The organism is Psychroflexus longus, from assembly GCF_020164595.1.
Lineage (GTDB): Bacteria > Bacteroidota > Bacteroidia > Flavobacteriales > Flavobacteriaceae > Psychroflexus > Psychroflexus longus.
In genome coordinates, this window is sequence record NZ_JAIQZE010000004.1 from 13,282 (window position 1) to 29,646 (window position 16,365).

The following is a 16,365-nucleotide window of genomic DNA, read 5'->3' on the forward strand; positions in this document are numbered from 1 at the left end:
TTAGGAAGGATAAATCATAATTATTAATTCAAAATTTAAAATTATTTACTTTAGTCCACCAGCAAGTAATTTTCCCACAATCAAAGAAATCCTTAACTTTCGAATCGAATATTCAAAAACAATCCAATGAAAACCATTACCTATTCACTTATAGCTTTAGTCCTTTTTTCTTGTAACCAAAAAGGCAAGGAAAAACCCACTGATTCTGAGGCGAAAACCCAAGCCCAGTCAGAAATTGAAGTCACTAGTGAAATTGAGCAGCTGGCAACTGACTTTAAATTCACGGAAGGCCCAGCGGTCGACAAAGATGGTCATGTGTACTTTACAGATATTCCAGAAAGTAGAATATACAAATGGAGGACTTCAGACAGTTTGGAATTGCATAAAGAAAACACTAACGGAGCTAATGGGTTGTATTTTGACAAAGATCAAAATCTATGGGCGTGCGAAGGTGGCAAAGCACAAATCACACTAACGACTCCGGAGGGAGAACGTTCTATAGTTGCCTCAGAATACAATGACAATCCTTTCAACACAACCAACGATATCTGGCCAGATGCTAAAGGCGGTGCTTATTTTACCGATCCCAGATACGGCGGAGATTTAGAAAATCTACCTCAGGGAAGCATGCAGGTGTATTATATTACACCAGATAAAAATTCTGTGATTCGAGTCACCGATGACTTAGTGAAACCCAATGGTCTGATTGGAACCCCAGATGGAACAATGCTTTATATCACTGACCCAGGTGCAGAAAAAACGTATAACTACAACATTGAAAGTGACGGCACCTTATCCAACAAAAAATTATTTGTAGAGTTTGGGGGCGATGGTATGACCATCGACCAGCAAGGAAATGTGTATTTAACTACAAGTGGTAAACCTCAGGTGGATATCTTTTCACCCCAAGGAGAATTACTAAAAACCATTAAGGTCCCCGAGCAACCTTCAAATGTGACTTTTGGCGGCAAAGACCGCAATGAGTTATACATTACCGCTCGTACTTCACTTTATCGTGTAGGATTGAATCGGGAAGGAGTTCAGTAGTTCTTGAGTTTTTGAGTCCTTGAAGAGGTTTTAGAGAATAGGGATTTGTCTGTAGGAATGATAAATTAATAATTTTAATGTTAGTCAACCAGTCAACCAGTTGATTAGCATGTGGGTTAGTGAGTCTTTTAGTAGGTTTTAGGGAATAGGATGTAGGAAGTTCAAAAAATTAATAATTTATAATTCTAAATTTTCAATTAATATATAAGATGGTAGCTGAGCCTGCCCGACGATCTCATTCAGTCCGGTGATTTCGATAGTTTCGTAGGAATTGCATCGAAGCTAAGTTTTTAGGAAAATTCAAAATCTTCAATTCAAAATTTAAAATTACATTTTCATTCCACCAGTCCACAAATAAACGACTAATCGATTACACGACTAAACAAACAAACGAATATCCCAAAATTAACCCTACTTTTGCACCGCAGGTCGCCCTATCGCTGTCTCGAACAATCGGGAGAGAGGAAAGTCCGGACACCATAGCACAAACATAGCGGGTAACACCCGTCGTCCCGTCCCGATAGCTATTGGGATGGGAAAGGACTAGTGCAACAGAAAGCAAGTACAGTTCGGCTGTAGTGAAATCGGTAAACTCTATGTGGTGAAATGTTATGTAAACCAAGGCTCGAGGGTTGTGCGCCCAATCTTGGAGGGTAAACAGATGGAGGTTTTTGGCGACAAAAATCCTAGATAAATGATAGGGACCCGATCTTATCGGGTACAAAATCCGGCTTATAGACCTGCTTTTTTTTTTTGATTTTGCGTAGAAGAAATTTTAAATCTTTACGACAACCCCTTAACCCCCGTAAAACTTGAATGCGGATACTTGGTAAGGAAGACATATAAAAATTTTTTAAAAAATATTTCAACATTCAGGCAACACTAAAGGCTTTATTTTCGTCTATATGTACAGACACACATCCCAATCGTGAAACTAATCAACTTACATAAGGATCTTGAGCAAACCATAAAGGAAGCAAAGCGCCATAATCAAAAGGCTCAGTATCAGCTTTACAAAAAATTTGCGCCCAAGATGTTGTCGGTTTGCAGGATGTATATTTCAGACCTGCATCATGCCGAAGATGTGATGTCCTCAGGATTTGTGAAAGTCTTCAAGAATCTAAAGCAGTACGAAAACAAAGGAAGTTTTGAAGGCTGGATCCGCCGGATTATGGTAACCACCGCCATAGATTTCCTACGACAACAAAAAAAACTAGAGTTTTCAACCGACAGCTTCGATCAGTACGAGGAAGTACAGATGCCTGGCTTAACCGAATGGTCTGTCGAGGAGCTACAGAAGATGATTGATGAATTGCCGGAAGGCTATAAGTTAGTATTTACCATGCACGTCATTGAAGATTATTCGCACAAAGCCATCGCTAAAACGCTCAACATTACAGAAGCGACTTCAAGGTCTCAGCTATTTAAAGCCAAGCGAATGCTCAAAACCAAATTACAAACGATTAGATCGGAATCTCATGGACAAGTTTAAAAACGATATACAGCATAAATTCAATCAGCGGGAGATTCAACCGACGGATGAAGCCTGGGGAAAAATAACGGGAGAATTAGCCACTTCCTGCACAAGCAAAACTAAAAGTCTTTGGCTATGGAGCGTTATTGCTGCTGGGTTCATCGGGCTTTTAGTTTTACTTACACCATTGTATTTATCGGAAAAAGATAGTTTACCTGTGGTAAATTCAGAAGAAAAGGAAACTCAGACTATTGAAATTAAACAAGAAATTATTGTTTCGGTCAACCAACTTCAAAGTAGAGGGATAGAGGTTTTACCAATTCAGATTTCAAAATCAACATTTAATGTCATTGAACCTTCTACTTTTCAAAATCAAACCCCTACACAGCTTAAAGCCAAAACATTATTAGCTGAGGTGGAGCAGGAAATAGAACACGAGCGGTTTAGTCAGCAAAATATTGATGAGGTCGATAACTTACTAGCACAAGCCAGATCAGAATTATCATCCAAAAAGGATCAGCAAATTTTCGACCAACTCTCTGCTCAACAGCTTTTGGCTGAGATCGATCTTAAAGATTCAAATTCCTTTCGAGATAAAATCTGGACGCTTATCGAAGTGAATTTTAAAGAATTAAAAACCAGCTTAGGAACCAGATAGCTTATGAAAAATAAGTATGGTCTGCGACATTATAAAGACAATACTGCCAATTTAATTAATCGTTCAACTTAAAAAAAACAAGCATGTCTGTAAAAATTACCTTTATTTTAGCCCTCTTAGCAAGTATATGGAGCCAGCAGCTTCTTGCGCAAGACCGGGATTTCTCTGCTTTTAACGAAGAGGAAACAATTGAACTCAAAGCCTTACTCTCACGAATTGAAAGTGAAGAAAAAGAGCTTCTTAAGACGACAGTAAAGCGTATCAATTCAAAATTAGAAAACGGTAACCTTTCTGAAGCTGAAGCTCAAGATCAAAAACTGGAAGCTGCAGAAGACTCGGCTCAGAATATTGAAGAAGCACAGGAGGTAGTTTACAATTGGGCGTCGTTTCAGAAGCGAAAATATGGTCAGTTTGATTTGGAACAATTTGAAGACTATGACTCTTATATGACGGTGATAAATGAGCTTGGGCTTAGTCCGTCTGAATTAAATTTTGAATTTGACCTTTTCAGCAGTAAAAAATCAAAGGAGAAGTCGAGTAAAACACCTCTAAAAGAAAGAGATTTACCTTATTCTAACAGAACATTCAGCGATATATTCATCAGTATTTCTTTCAATAATGCCATGCTGGATGGGGGAAGTATAGATGACACGCCGTTTAAATTCGGGGGTAGCCGTAGTTTTGAGATTGGTTACGAGTGGAGTACTCGTGTTTTTAAAGAAACTAACTTCCTGAGAATCAATTATGGTTTCTCTTTTCAGTTTAATGGCTTAAAGCCAAAAGACAATCAGATTTTTGTAGAAAATGGGGATCAAACAATATTGGAAACCTTTGAGTTTGATTTAGATAAATCAAAGTTCAGAATGGATAATTTGATTCTTCCTGTTCACCTGCAGTTCGGAAGCTCCGAAACAACTGTTTTGGATAATGGTAATAAACGATTTACCGATCACGACTTTAAAGTGGGGCTTGGTGGTTTTGTAGGCTTTAATTTACTCAACACCCAAAAATTGAAATTTGATGATGGTCGTAGAGACGAAAAACTTAAACAACGCGATGATTTTAATACTAATAACCTCCTCTACGGCTTAAGTGCTTACGTAGGTTGGGAAACGTTTTCCATCTTTGCTCAGTATAACTTAAATCCAATTTTCACCGATAATGTGAGAGATTTAAATAACTTCCAAATCGGGGTAAGATTATTGATGGATAGAAGGCATCAATACGATTAAGGACTTTTTAAGGATTTAAATTTAGTATGATCTACAAATTAGACCTGTGAGGTTTTTAAAACCCCGCAGGTCTTTGCTTTGCGATAAAATAGATTCTTCATTTCATTCAGAATGACATCATCGTTTATAATTTCGACGATAGGAAGAATCTTTGCTTTACAGTAAGAGAGATTCTTCATTACGCTTCTCTACTTTCAGAATGACACAAAATTATCCTTTCTTCGGAATCTGATTCAAAACTTCTTTGGTTAATTTCCAGAATTTTTGAGTGCTGGAAATGCTGGCACGTTCATCTGGCGAGTGGGCTCCGCGAATGGTCGGGCCAAAGGAGATCATATCCATTTCCGGGTAATGGCTTCCTAGAATTCCACATTCCAAGCCAGCGTGACAAGCGGCGACATTGGCTTTCTCCTGATTTTGTTCCTGGTAAATGCGATCGACAACCTTTAATATGTCTGAAGATGGATCAGGAGACCAACCAGGGTAATCTCCAGATAAATTGACCTGAAATCCCGCCAGATCGAAGGCTGAGGATAAGGAATTTACCAAATCATCTTTTGAGGAATCTACAGAAGATCGGGTAAGGCACAAGACTTCAACTTTGCCTTCACCAAGTGAAATTTTAGCGATATTATTGGACGTCTCCACCAAGCCTTCGATGTCAGGACTCATTCTGTACACACCATTATGAGCTGCATAAATGGATTTTAAGAACGCATCCTGCACATCGCTACTCATGATTTTCTTAGGCAATTCGGTTTGTTCCATACGGAACTTCATATCAGGTTCCAGACTGGCAAATTCTGATTTGATTTCGTGAAAAACACGTTCCAATTCATTTTCGAATTTAGCTTTCTGATCCTGATGTAAAATCACTACAGCTTCACTTTCGCGTGGGATGGCGTTTCTTAATCCACCACCTTCAATAGAGGCAACTCTAGAGTTGACAGATTTATAGCCTGAATAAAGCAACCTATTCATCAATACATTGGCATTGGCCAAACCTTTGATGATGTCCATACCTGAGTGACCGCCTTGCAAACCATTTAGTTTTAATTTGTAAGCTAAAGAATTTTCCGGGATGGATTCCTCAATGTAAAAGCGAGTAGCGGTTAAGTCCACACCACCAGCACAACCGATACCGATTTCATCATCTTCTTCGGTGTCGAGATTTAGCAGAATTTCTCCGTTCAAAATACTTCCGTCTAGTTCTTTTGCACCAGTCATTCCTGTTTCTTCATCAATGGTGAATAAAGCTTCTAAAGCAGGATGGGGGAGATCTTTGCTTTCCAGAATCGCCATAATGGTAGCGACTCCAAGTCCGTTGTCCGCACCAAGCGTAGTCCCATCTGCCTTCACCCAATCGCCATCCACATGCATACGTATGCCTTCAGTGGCGAAATCAAACTCTGTATCGTTATTTTTTTGATGCACCATATCAAGGTGAGATTGCAAAACGGTGGTTTTACGATCTTCCATACCTGGAGTCGCTGGCTTCTTGATGATGACGTTGCCAACTTTATCCTGTAAGGTGGTTTCCAGACCTAAAGACTTACCGAACTGCATCATGAATTCGATGACTTGTTCTTCTTTTTTGGAAGCTCTCGGTACTGCATTGAGTTTTGAAAAGTGTTTCCAAATCGCTTTAGGTTCAAGATCTTGTATAGTGGTGCTCATAATTAAATTTTGTTTTTCACAAAGTTAGTCAGCTGCACTTAAAACCATGATAAGAAAGTGATAAAATTAGATTCCTGGTAATGTTCAAAAATCAGATGGATCAAAAAGCTTTTTTGTTTCTAAAGTGTATTTTAGTGCTTGAAATTTAAACTGAAGTTGATGTTAGCCAAAATTATAGCCCTCAGTATTTATGTTTTAATCCTTTTTCTAATCGGTTACGTCGCCTCCAAGCGCATCAAGAATATAAGTGATTTTTATGTGGGTGGTAAAAAAATTGGCTATTGGGCGGTAGCGTTTTCTGCACGGGCAACCGGTGAATCGGGATGGATTCTTATCGGTCTTACAGGCATGGGGGCCATGGCAGGACTTTCGGCTTACTGGGTTGTTGTAGGTGAAGTACTGGGTGTCGCTATTTCCTGGTTATTTATGGCCAAACCTTTTAAACGTCTAACCGATAAATACGATTCTGTAACCGTACCAGATTATCTGGAAAGCCATTTTGAAACCAAGACCCACTGGTTAAGAGGAATATCAGCGACAGTCCTTTCTATTTTTGTGGTGATTTATGTAAGTTCTCAAATTGATGCGACCGGTATTGCTTTTGAATCCATGCTGGATATGAACTATTATCATGGAGCGATTTTAGGTTTTTTAATTGTCCTGGTTTACATTTTTATTGGTGGTTTTGTAGCTGTAGTCTGGTCTGATTTATTTCAGGGGTTTTTGATGTTTTTGGGATTGGTCATTCTACCCATTGTTGTTTGGTTCAGTATGGATTTAGGTGATGGAATTATCCCTGAACTCCATAAAATCGATCCTGCTTTGGTTAATATTTGGGGTGGACAATCTGATGTTTGGCTTAATGTAGCCACTATACTAGGATTTGCAGCCATTGGACTTGGTTTTCTAGGATCTCCACAGGTTTATGTGCGATTCATGTCGATCAAAAACGAAACGGAGATCACTAAAGGAAGCCGAGTAGCTATATTATTTACCTTGCTTACTGATTTTGCTGCAGTAAGTATAGGTATTTTAGCCAGAGTCTTTTTTACTGACTCTGGTCAGGATGCCGAAGCTATTCTAGGGATTGGAGGCGCGGATGTTCTGGGAATGATGACAGAATTCTTTCTACCATTGGTGCTGACTGCAATTTATGTGGCTATCATCTTATCAGCTATAATGTCTACTATTGATTCACTTTTAGTGATGGCTTCGAGTGCCATTGTGAGAGACTTTTATCAAAAAATCTTCAGACCCGATTTAACCAATAGTCAACTGACCAAGACTTCAAGGTTGGTGACTTTGGTTATAGCTTTATTGGCCTTAGGCCTGGCTATGATTATTGCTATCGTAGCTCCAGAACGGCAGGTGTTTTGGGTGATCATTTTTGGCTGGTCGGGAATTGCAGCCACCTTCTGTCCGGTTATTATATTATCTCTATTTTGGAAAGCTTATTCTGAAGCTGGGGCTATTGCATCCATGATTTCAGGCTTTATCAGTGTAGCGATGGTGAAATTCGTTTTACAGGAATCTGAAACTTACGGCGCTTACTTTGAAAAGATAGATGTACTGCTTCCTTCTTTTCTTATTGCTTTAGGCTTCGGTTGGTTGTTTACTAAACTGTTTCCTAGAGGTACTAATCCAGTTGACTGAATAAGTAATGAGTTGCGCTAATGACATAAATTTAAGCTAGCTCACGAATTAACTTCAGATGAGTACAATGCTGGAGTTAAAACTTTAATCATCAGTTTCAGTTCAAACTTCAGCTACAAACATTAAGTCAACTTAAAGGTTTTAAGCTGGTGATATCGTTAAATCCATAAGCTAATTTTACTCAAATTCAATAGAAATTATTCTGCTTTTTTCACCATGGTACTGCTGGCCTGGGCGGTAGGCATCACAACTAAATCAGCGATGTTGACGTGGTAGGGGCGGGTAACCGTAAAGTGAATAATGTCGGCGATGTCTTCGGGTTGCAGGGCTTTGAAGCCTTTATATACCTGTTCTGCTCGATCGTCGTCGCCCTTGAATCTAACTTTGCTAAATTCGGTTTCGACCAGGCCTGGGTTAATAGCGCCCACGCGAATACCGTGTTGATTGAGGTCCATGCGCATACCTTGGTTGATGGCATCTACCGCGTGCTTGCTAGCGCAGTAGACGTTGCCTTTGGGGTAGACTTCTTTACCCGCCGTAGAGCCAATGTTGATAATGTGACCGTTTTTATTTTCAATCATGGTTTGAATAACTGGTTGTGATACATAGAGCAAGCCTTTGACGTTGATGTCCAGCATGGCATCCCAGTCGGTTGACGAGCCATCCTGAATGAAATCCAGTCCGTGGGCGTTGCCGGCATTGTTGATAAGAATGCTAATTTTTTTAAATTCTGAAGGCAGTGAGTCTAAAGCCTCGTTGACCGCTTTTTGATCTCTCACATCGAAGTTGAGCGTCGTGATTTTGGTATGTGAAGAAAGCTCAGATTTTAATTGGTCTAAGCGTTCCTGGCGGCGACCGCAAAGTATAAGGTTAAATTTTTCCTTTGCAAATCGTTGAGCTGTAGCTAAGCCTATTCCGCTGGTGGCTCCTGTAATAAGTACTATGTCGGACATGAATTTGTTTTCAATAAAAGTAAGAAAAAGCTTTTTAATATTTGAGTGGATATGATTTTTGAATGTAAATTCAGACTAATTTAGCTGTATAAAAAAAGTAATGTTAGTAGAAATAGGTTTGGTGATTTTAGGCTTTGTCCTGTTGATTTTTGGTGCAGATGCTCTCGTAAAAGGAGCTTCGGCTCTGGCCAAAAAGTTAAACATGTCCGACCTAGCAATTGGACTAACCATAGTGGCCTTTGGAACTTCTGCACCAGAGTTGGTGGTCAGTTCGGTAGCCTCGGTAAAGGAACAATCTGATTTGATTTTGGGAAATGTGCTGGGGAGTAATCTTTTTAACCTGATGATGATTATGGGTATTGTCGCTTTGATCAAGCCGATAACTGTTCAAAAAAGTATGGTTTGGATTGAAATCCCGATTTCACTGGTTGTTATTATAGTTCTTTATGTTTTAAGCAATTCTTTTTTTGACAGTGATCTGGCTTCTGTGTCCCGATTTGATGGAGTGATCTTACTTCTCTTATTCGCTGGTTTTATGTTTTACATCTATAAAGGTCTTTCAAATGAGATCCCCTCCGAAACACAAAAAACACCTTCGTATTCCAATTTTAAAATGACGCTTTTGATTGTACTTGGCTTAGGTGGATTGGTCTACGGCGGCCATTTGGTTGTGACCAATGCTTCAGACATCGCTTTAGAGTTTGGCGTAACTGAAAAAGTGATTGGCTTAACGATAGTTGCAGCGGGAACCTCATTGCCAGAATTGGTGACTTCAGTGGTGGCAGCGATCAAGAAAAATGCGGACATTGCTATTGGTAATGTAATTGGGTCCAATATTTTTAATGTTCTTTTGATCGTTCCTATCAGCGCACTGATTAAACCTATAACTTATAATTCTTCTTTCAATTTTGAAATGTATCTGTTAGCCAGTGCTACACTATTCTTGTTTTTGGCAATGTTTAGCGGCAAAGCGAAAAGATTGGATCGTTGGGAGGCCTTGATTCTTCTGGTAGGATTTATAGTATATACTAGTTATATGATACTTAATTAATCTTCTAATTTTTGAATTTCAATTTTGAAAGGATGTTTTGGTTTAGCTAACTTGTGAACCAAAACAAAACTTATGAAACGGATTCTATTTTTATTGTTGCCTCTTGTATTTTGGAGTTGCCAGAATTCGCCAGAAACTAAAGGCGGAAGCAAATCTCCTTTTGAGAACAAAAATTTTCCTGAATTTGGTATTATTGAAGCTGAACAACTAGCAGAACTTCCTTTGGAATGTATTACTCAGGAATTTCCCAACAAATTGGGTCAGGTGTTGGGGTCTGAAGAGGATTTAGCCAGACCTAAAGACTTAAGACCAGCGTTTTATGGCTGCTTTGACTGGCATTCTGCAGTGCACAGTCAGTGGTCTTTGGTGAAATTGTTAAAGGAGTTTCCTAAACTTAAACAAGCCGATAGCATCAGAAGCGCTTTGTCTCTAAGGCTAACTGAAGAAAATATTCAGAAAGAAATAGAATTTTTTGAAACTGAACATAACAAAAATTTCGAACGTACTTACGGCTGGGCCTGGTTATTTACTTTAGCTAAAGAATTAAAAACCTGGAAGGATCCACAAGCTCAGGTATGGTTTGAAAATTTGATGCCTTTAGTGGAGGTTTTAGAAGGAAAAATGATTGAATTTCTTCCCAAATTAGTGTATCCTATTCGAGTAGGCGAGCATCCCAATACCGCTTTTGCGTTGTCATTGACTTTGGATTATGCGGAGGTGTTTCAGAAAGAGGAGCTGAATGCATTGATTATCAAGCGTTCGAAAGCATTTTATTTAAATGACAAGAACTGTCCTATCGAGTGGGAGCCTAGCGGCTATGATTTCTTATCACCGTGTCTGGAAGAAGTTGCTCTGATGGCTAAAGTTTTGCCAGAATCTGAATTTGAACCTTGGGCTAGAACGTTTATGCCGGGTTTATTTTCAAAATATTTTTTATTGGATGTGGCTGAGGTGAGCGATCGAAGTGATGGAAAATTGGTGCATCTGGACGGGCTTAATTTCAGCAGAGCCTGGAATCTTTATCAGTTGGCCGATCGCTACGAAGCGCTTTATCATTTAAAAACTACAGCAGATAAGCATTTCATAAAAGCCTATCCCAATTTATTTGGAGACACTTACGAAGGCGCGCATTGGTTGGGAACTTTTGCTTTATACGCTCTAGATAACCGACCTGAATGATCAAAAAACTAGCGTCTTATTTTGGTCCGGGTACTTTTGTAGCAGCCGCTTTTATAGGGCCTGGTACTATTACAATTTGCTCCCTGGCTGGTGTCAGGTTTGGAACTGATTTACTGTGGGCTCTGGTCTTATCTATTATTGCAACCATAATTTTGCAAAACATGTCAGCTAGAGTAGGCTTGGTGACTCAGAAGGATTTAGGCACAGCCATGCGGCATATTGTTAAACATCGGGTATTGAAAGGCATTTTGATGGTGTTGGTCGTTATTGCCATTGTGTTTGGTAACGCTGCTTATGAAGCTGGAAACATCAGCGGAGCTGTGATGGGATTTTCAGTGATTTATGCGGAGACGCAAGTGAGCTTGGGTGGTTTTAGAGTAGATTATTTACCCCTGATTATTGGAACGATATGCTTTCTTATTCTGAATTTGAATAGTTATAAGAAAATTGAAAACGTTCTAATTGTTTTGGTGGTGCTCATGAGTTTGTCTTTCCTGGCTACAGCAATCATCACTTCACCAGATTATCTCGGAATAATTTCAGGAATATTTAGTTTTAGATTGCCATCAGAATCTTTAACGACGGTGTTGGCTATCGTAGGAACGACGATTGTACCTTATAATTTGTTTCTGCATTCCTCCATTGTTCAGGAAAAATGGCAAGGTTTAAAGGGTTTAAAAGCAGCCAAATTGGATTCGACTATAGCTATAGGCTTAGGCGGTTTGGTATCAATTGCCGTTGTGGTTTCGGCATCTAGATTACCAAAAGAGGAGTTGAGTTCTATCTTGGAGATGGCACAAACCCTGGAACCACTTTATGGCGTATATGCTAAGTATCTTCTAGGCTTTGGATTTTTTGCCGCAGGAATTACATCCACTTTGACGGCTGCTTTGGCAGCAGCTTATGTTTTGAAAGGCTGTTTGGGATGGAAAGTCGATAAGACACATCCCAAATTCAAATGGACCTGGCGATTGATTTTACTACTCGGTGTCGCGTTTTCCTCTTTAGGCATTAATCCTATTGAATTGATACAGGTTGCTCAAGTCAGCAACGCGATTTTACTTCCGTTCATCGCCGTTATTTTGTTGTTTATCGTTTCCAACCAAAATTTGATGGGTAAGTTCAAAAACTCGTGGTTTCAAAATTTACTGGGTATTTTGATTGTCTTGTTTTGCTTATTTCTGAGTGTGAAGAGTTTAGTTGGAGTGTTTATCTAACTTTAGTGATTTGAATTTTTGGCTAGCTTTAGAATAATCTATAGCCTAAAATTAGTTGAGAGGATGTGAAAGTAGACTTCTTAGCGGCGTATTCCCCTAACAAATCCCTACCTGTTTGTAATCGATATTCAAAACTGAATTTATCCATAAATCTGAATCCAATTCCGAACATGGGATTTAAAGAACCTTTAAGGTCCAATCTTGCGCCTCGATTGCCATTAACTTCATTATCGCCAATGCCAATATCCCAAGCCATTCCTGCATTGACGAACACTTGACTTTTTTTATTTAAAAACATATAGTATCGGACACCAAATGGGATTTCAATCGACGCATACTCAGCTTCTCGAAAAGTGGGGAAAAATCCATCTACCAAAACATCAACTCTTGAAGAGTATTCCTGATAAGTAGGTTCCAATATTAGTGCCCATTTTTTATTATTTAAAGGGAGAATAAACTCAAATTCTATACCTACCCGGAAACTAGTCTCGTAATCAAATGTAGTTCCACTACTATTATTTACGCCTTCTTTAGTCTCAAAAGTAGCGAATTGAATACCTGGTCGGATGGCTAAATGAAAAGATGTTTTTGAGTCTCTGATTTCATAACTATAAGTTGAATTATTCGAGCAGGAATTGTATTTGGACACTATTTTTCTTAAACTTTTTTCTTTGTATTTGAGATCTGAAAACTCACTTTCCGAAAGCTCATCACATTTCAAAGCATTTAGTAACTGCTGCCTAAAATTGTTATTTTCTCTGATTCTGTAATACTTATTCAAGTACCTTTTGTAAATGAGTTGTTGTAAATCAGCGTCATCAGTTTCTATAAAATAGCGTACTAATGAACCTTCTGTATACTGATATAAGTTCGCCTCTCCTTCTTCAAGAACTTTGAGAAAAAGATGTTTCTTTTCAAATTGAGGAAGTCTTTTTTTACTCAGATCCGAAATGCTATTTTCAGAAACATCGACATCGATATTGGCTGATTTATACTTTACTTTATTAAATATCTCAAAAAAACTGATGTCTTCTGGTTTTAAGTTTTTTATTCTTGATGCTGAATTTGTCTTAAACTGAATTTCGTCTGGATTTGTTTTCCAGTCCAAATCTTTGATCAGTCCTTGAATGCTGTCACCTGAATTATTCACATAATAACCGTCTTTGAATGTGCTTTGAGCGTTAATTTTAAAGCAAAACAAAAGGATGAAAATGGTTGAAATGGTTGTTTTCATTAATAGCGGTATAGTTTAATTTTTCAGAAAATAAATATATTTAGTCTATTTAGATTTATTGATTATTAACAAATTTAAAATTTAGCTTTAAATCGTCGAATACTGCTGGGATAAACGGATTTTCTAACTGTATAAGCTGTCGGTTTTTTAAATTCAGTTTTTCGACTAAATTTCCGTAGTACTTATCAAAAATAGCATCTAAAGTGCCGTTTTTTTCAATAATTGATAATCCTTTTTCCAGGCGCATAGCCAATTCTGATTGATCAGGATTGACATAGAATACCAAAGGAAAAGGATAAAAAAACATCAGTTCGTCCTCGATGATAAGTCCTTCAATCTTGGAGGCTCTGTTTTCAAAAATACTCTTGACTTCATTGGCTCCTAAAGTGACATAATCAAAGCTATCATTGGCTAGTCTATAAAAAATATCATCAAATGTTCCTTCCTCACTTACATTGAATCCATTATGTCTGAATATATTGGCGTCGCTCCAGGTTTCAGGAATACCTTGAGTGAGTTGTTTGATGTTGGCTTCCGAAATCTTAGGGAATTTCAATGCATCTTTTTGGTTGATAATAGGAACACGGTAGCCCAAAAGATTTTTTGCTAAAGGTTTATTAATCACAATCACTTCATCATCATTGAACTTTTGATTACCTGCAATGGTGACTAAGACATCATGATTCTTTTGGCTAAATGCTTTAGATTCTTCATCTCCGGGATATTCTTCACAACTTTCTTTAATCTTCCAAGGGCCAAATTCAGCAAAGGTAGCTTCAAGAATAGCTTCCAAAATTTCTCTTTCGTGATCTTGTCTGATTTCAGACCGGTTTCCATTCCAAAAATCAACCGTTAGAGTATCTACATTAGAGTCAGCAGTTTCATGAGTATTCTTTTTCTCTGGATTGGATTGACAAGAAAACAAACAGAAAAATATCGTCAACATAAGCAAAGGTTTCAGCATTATTGTATTTCTTGGCAAGTTAGAGAATTGTATTTATTTGTTGGTATTTAGTTTAAACTTGAATTAGAATTCATATATACTTTATTCATTTTGATTTATTATACACTTATATTTAACCTTTTAATTCATTTAAAACAATTCAGATATGCCGCTTTCTTCAAAAGTTTTTAGCCTTATAATGTCAGTCATGATTTTTTGTTCTATGTTCTCATTTGCCCAAGCTGATAGAGAAGCAAATGGTCTTAATTTTGCGTCCAGATCTGAAGTGATAGGACAACACGGTATGGTGGCTACTAGTCATCCACTAGCCACTCAGATTGGGTTGGATATTTTGAAAAAGGGGGGGAATGCCATTGATGCTGCTATTGCTGCCAACGCGGCAACCGGACTTATGGAACCAACAGGTAATGGGATAGGAGGTGACTTGTTTGCCATCATTTGGCATGAGAAAAGTCAGAAGTTATATGCCATCAATGCCAGTGGTCGTTCGCCAAGAGGCTTATCTTATGATAACTTGATGAAAGAACTGGATAAGATTGATAGTGAAACTATTCCGCCTTATCACTTACTATCTGTTTCAGTCCCTGGAGTGGTAGATGGATGGTTTGAGCTGCATAAAAAGTTTGGCTCTTTACCGATGAAGGAGATTTTAAAATCTCCAATTCATTATGCGGAAAACGGATTTCCTGTCACCGAAGCGATATCCTACAGATGGCGAAATAGTGTTCCATTTTTAAAATCGCAGCCCGGCGCTTTTGAAAGTACATTTACCATTGACGGGGAAGGCCCAAAGAAAGGTCAAATCTTCAAAAATCCCGATTTGGGAAAGACTCTGAGTTTGTTGGCCAAAAGTGGAAGGGATGCTTATTATAAAGGAGAAATCGCCAAAAAAATAGACAAATGGATGAAAGAAAATAATGGCTATTTGCGATATAAAGATTTTGCAAATCACAAATCAGAATGGATTGAACCGGTTACCACCAATTATAGAGGTTACGATGTATACCAAGTAGGAGGGAACGTCCAGGGCACAGCAGTATTACAAATGCTGAATATACTGGAAGGCTACGATTTGAAATCAATGGGGTATGGAACTGTTGAAACTCTACATGCTTTTATTGAAACCAAAAAGCTGGTTTACGAAGATAGAGCCAAGCATTATGCTGATGCTGATTTTCAGGATGTACCATATGATATTTTACTCTCAAAAGACTATGCAGAACAGCGACGACAATTAATTGGTGAAACAGCGATGAGCGATGTCAGTACTGGTGTTGAAGTCATTGAAGATGGCGATACGGTTTATCTCACAACAGCAGATAGCGAAGGGAATATGGTGTCTTTAATTCAAAGTAACTTTAGAGGAATGGGGACAGGTTTTGTTGTGCCAGGACTTGGATTCAGTTTTCAAAATCGAGGGGAATTGTTTTCTACCGATCCTCAACATCCTAATGTTTACGAACCAGGAAAACGCCCTTTTCACACTATCATTCCTGGTTTTGTGATGAAAGATGGCAAGCCATTTTTTAGTTATGGCAATATGGGAGGAGCCTATCAACCTATTGGTCATGTGAGTATTCTAACCAACATCATCGATTTTGGGATGAATATACAGGAAGCAGGAGATGCAGCGCGCTGGGATCATTCCGGCTCTTCGGAACCAACCGGGAAAATAACCGACCAGTTGAATTCTTCGGGACAAGTCAATCTAGAGTCTGGAATTCCTTACGAAGTGGTTCGTCAACTTAGAGCTAAAGGGCATAAGGTTGAGGTTGGGAATAGTTTCTTCGGAAGATACCAAGGCATTATGCGCGATCATGATAAAGAAATTTATTATGGTGCTTCAGAGTCGAGAGTCGATGGTCAAGCTGCAGGATATTAGGTGTAATGAAAATAAGTTTATTATAAAATTCCCGATGTCTTTTTCATGCTAAGAGCTTTAAGTTTCTCGCAAAGACCACAAAGGAGAAGATGCAAAAAAATATAAAGTTTTATTTATGGGTTTCCAATTTTAGGTATCTAAAGA

At 38.4% G+C, this 16,365-nt stretch carries 13 protein-coding genes and 1 other RNA gene; 10 read left to right on the top strand and 4 right to left on the bottom strand.

Annotation, left to right across the window (positions count from 1 at the left end; translation table 11 throughout):
- Positions 1 to 126: 126 nt before the first annotated feature.
- From LB452_RS05080 to LB452_RS05100, 5 genes are all read left to right on the top strand, one after another.
- Positions 127 to 1,047 carry an SMP-30/gluconolactonase/LRE family protein gene (locus tag LB452_RS05080; protein WP_224460648.1) on the top strand — a complete coding sequence of 307 codons (921 nt, stop codon included), beginning with the start codon at positions 127 to 129 and terminating at the stop codon, positions 1,045 to 1,047.
- 421 nt (positions 1,048 to 1,468) lie between these two features.
- Positions 1,469 to 1,798, top strand: an RNA gene (gene rnpB / locus LB452_RS05085) — RNase P RNA component class A.
- Between the two features lie 177 nt (positions 1,799 to 1,975).
- Positions 1,976 to 2,539, top strand: a complete 564-nt coding sequence (locus LB452_RS05090) for an RNA polymerase sigma factor (protein ID WP_224460649.1) — start codon at positions 1,976 to 1,978, stop codon at positions 2,537 to 2,539.
- Entirely contained in the window at positions 2,526 to 3,179 is a 654-nt protein-coding gene (locus LB452_RS05095) for a hypothetical protein (RefSeq protein ID WP_224460650.1), read from the top strand. The genes LB452_RS05090 and LB452_RS05095 overlap by 14 nt, the downstream gene beginning before the upstream one ends.
- 83 nt (positions 3,180 to 3,262) lie before the next feature.
- Positions 3,263 to 4,411, top strand: a complete 1,149-nt coding sequence (locus LB452_RS05100; RefSeq protein ID WP_224460651.1) for a TonB-dependent receptor — start codon at positions 3,263 to 3,265, stop codon at positions 4,409 to 4,411.
- 210 nt (positions 4,412 to 4,621) lie between these two features.
- Here the strand turns inward: LB452_RS05100 and LB452_RS05105 are convergent, their stop codons facing one another.
- Complete coding sequence (locus tag LB452_RS05105) at positions 4,622 to 6,088, bottom strand: aminoacyl-histidine dipeptidase (RefSeq protein WP_224460652.1); 1,467 nt, start codon at positions 6,086 to 6,088, stop codon at positions 4,622 to 4,624.
- 159 nt (positions 6,089 to 6,247) lie between these two features.
- Between LB452_RS05105 and LB452_RS05110 the strand changes: the two genes are divergently transcribed.
- Positions 6,248 to 7,741 (top strand): sodium/proline symporter, encoded by a 1,494-nt coding sequence (locus LB452_RS05110; protein ID WP_224460653.1) that lies wholly within the window; start codon positions 6,248 to 6,250, stop codon positions 7,739 to 7,741.
- 197 nt (positions 7,742 to 7,938) lie between these two features.
- Here LB452_RS05110 and LB452_RS05115 read toward each other — a convergent pair whose 3' ends face one another.
- Entirely contained in the window at positions 7,939 to 8,694 is a 756-nt protein-coding gene (locus tag LB452_RS05115; RefSeq protein WP_224460654.1) for an SDR family NAD(P)-dependent oxidoreductase, read from the bottom strand.
- A gap of 100 nt (positions 8,695 to 8,794) precedes the next feature.
- On the opposite strand from LB452_RS05115, the gene LB452_RS05120 reads away from it, so the two are divergent.
- From LB452_RS05120 to LB452_RS05130, 3 genes are all read left to right on the top strand, one after another.
- Positions 8,795 to 9,745, top strand: coding sequence for a calcium/sodium antiporter (locus LB452_RS05120; protein ID WP_224460655.1), 951 nt, complete (start codon positions 8,795 to 8,797; stop codon positions 9,743 to 9,745).
- A 72-nt stretch (positions 9,746 to 9,817) separates the two neighbouring features.
- A complete protein-coding gene (locus LB452_RS05125) occupies positions 9,818 to 10,924 on the top strand; it encodes a DUF2891 domain-containing protein (RefSeq protein WP_224460656.1) in 1,107 nt (368 codons plus the stop codon).
- Positions 10,921 to 12,141, top strand: coding sequence for an Nramp family divalent metal transporter (locus LB452_RS05130; protein ID WP_224460657.1), 1,221 nt, complete (start codon positions 10,921 to 10,923; stop codon positions 12,139 to 12,141). The genes LB452_RS05125 and LB452_RS05130 overlap by 4 nt, the downstream gene beginning before the upstream one ends.
- Before the next feature lie 28 nt (positions 12,142 to 12,169).
- Here LB452_RS05130 and LB452_RS05135 read toward each other — a convergent pair whose 3' ends face one another.
- On the bottom strand, positions 12,170 to 13,375 hold the full coding sequence (locus LB452_RS05135) for a PorT family protein (protein WP_224460658.1): 1,206 nt from the start codon (positions 13,373 to 13,375) through the stop codon (positions 12,170 to 12,172).
- 55 nt (positions 13,376 to 13,430) lie between these two features.
- The gene (locus tag LB452_RS05140) at positions 13,431 to 14,321 is read right to left on the bottom strand and encodes a transporter substrate-binding domain-containing protein (RefSeq protein WP_224460659.1); all 891 of its coding nucleotides are present in this window, start codon (positions 14,319 to 14,321) and stop codon (positions 13,431 to 13,433) included.
- A gap of 163 nt (positions 14,322 to 14,484) precedes the next feature.
- Between LB452_RS05140 and ggt the strand changes: the two genes are divergently transcribed.
- Positions 14,485 to 16,221 carry a gamma-glutamyltransferase gene (ggt, locus tag LB452_RS05145; RefSeq protein ID WP_224460660.1) on the top strand — a complete coding sequence of 579 codons (1,737 nt, stop codon included), beginning with the start codon at positions 14,485 to 14,487 and terminating at the stop codon, positions 16,219 to 16,221.
- Positions 16,222 to 16,365: the final 144 nt, after the last annotated feature.

Excerpts from the sequence above, each read along its gene's own strand:
- LB452_RS05120 (WP_224460655.1), top strand. The coding sequence starts at position 8,795 with ATGTTAGTAGAAATAGGTTTGGTGATTTTAGGCTTTGTCCTGTTGATT.
- LB452_RS05110 (WP_224460653.1), top strand. The coding sequence starts at position 6,248 with ATGTTAGCCAAAATTATAGCCCTCAGTATTTATGTTTTAATCCTTTTT.
- LB452_RS05135 (WP_224460658.1), bottom strand. The coding sequence starts at position 13,375 with ATGAAAACAACCATTTCAACCATTTTCATCCTTTTGTTTTGCTTTAAA.
- LB452_RS05140 (WP_224460659.1), bottom strand. The coding sequence starts at position 14,321 with ATGTTGACGATATTTTTCTGTTTGTTTTCTTGTCAATCCAATCCAGAG.
- LB452_RS05100 (WP_224460651.1), top strand. The coding sequence starts at position 3,263 with ATGTCTGTAAAAATTACCTTTATTTTAGCCCTCTTAGCAAGTATATGG.
- LB452_RS05115 (WP_224460654.1), bottom strand. The coding sequence starts at position 8,694 with ATGTCCGACATAGTACTTATTACAGGAGCCACCAGCGGAATAGGCTTA.
- LB452_RS05125 (WP_224460656.1), top strand. The coding sequence starts at position 9,818 with ATGAAACGGATTCTATTTTTATTGTTGCCTCTTGTATTTTGGAGTTGC.
- ggt (WP_224460660.1), top strand. The coding sequence starts at position 14,485 with ATGCCGCTTTCTTCAAAAGTTTTTAGCCTTATAATGTCAGTCATGATT.
- LB452_RS05080 (WP_224460648.1), top strand. The coding sequence starts at position 127 with ATGAAAACCATTACCTATTCACTTATAGCTTTAGTCCTTTTTTCTTGT.
- LB452_RS05105 (WP_224460652.1), bottom strand. The coding sequence starts at position 6,088 with ATGAGCACCACTATACAAGATCTTGAACCTAAAGCGATTTGGAAACAC.
- LB452_RS05130 (WP_224460657.1), top strand. The coding sequence starts at position 10,921 with ATGATCAAAAAACTAGCGTCTTATTTTGGTCCGGGTACTTTTGTAGCA.
- LB452_RS05095 (WP_224460650.1), top strand. The coding sequence starts at position 2,526 with ATGGACAAGTTTAAAAACGATATACAGCATAAATTCAATCAGCGGGAG.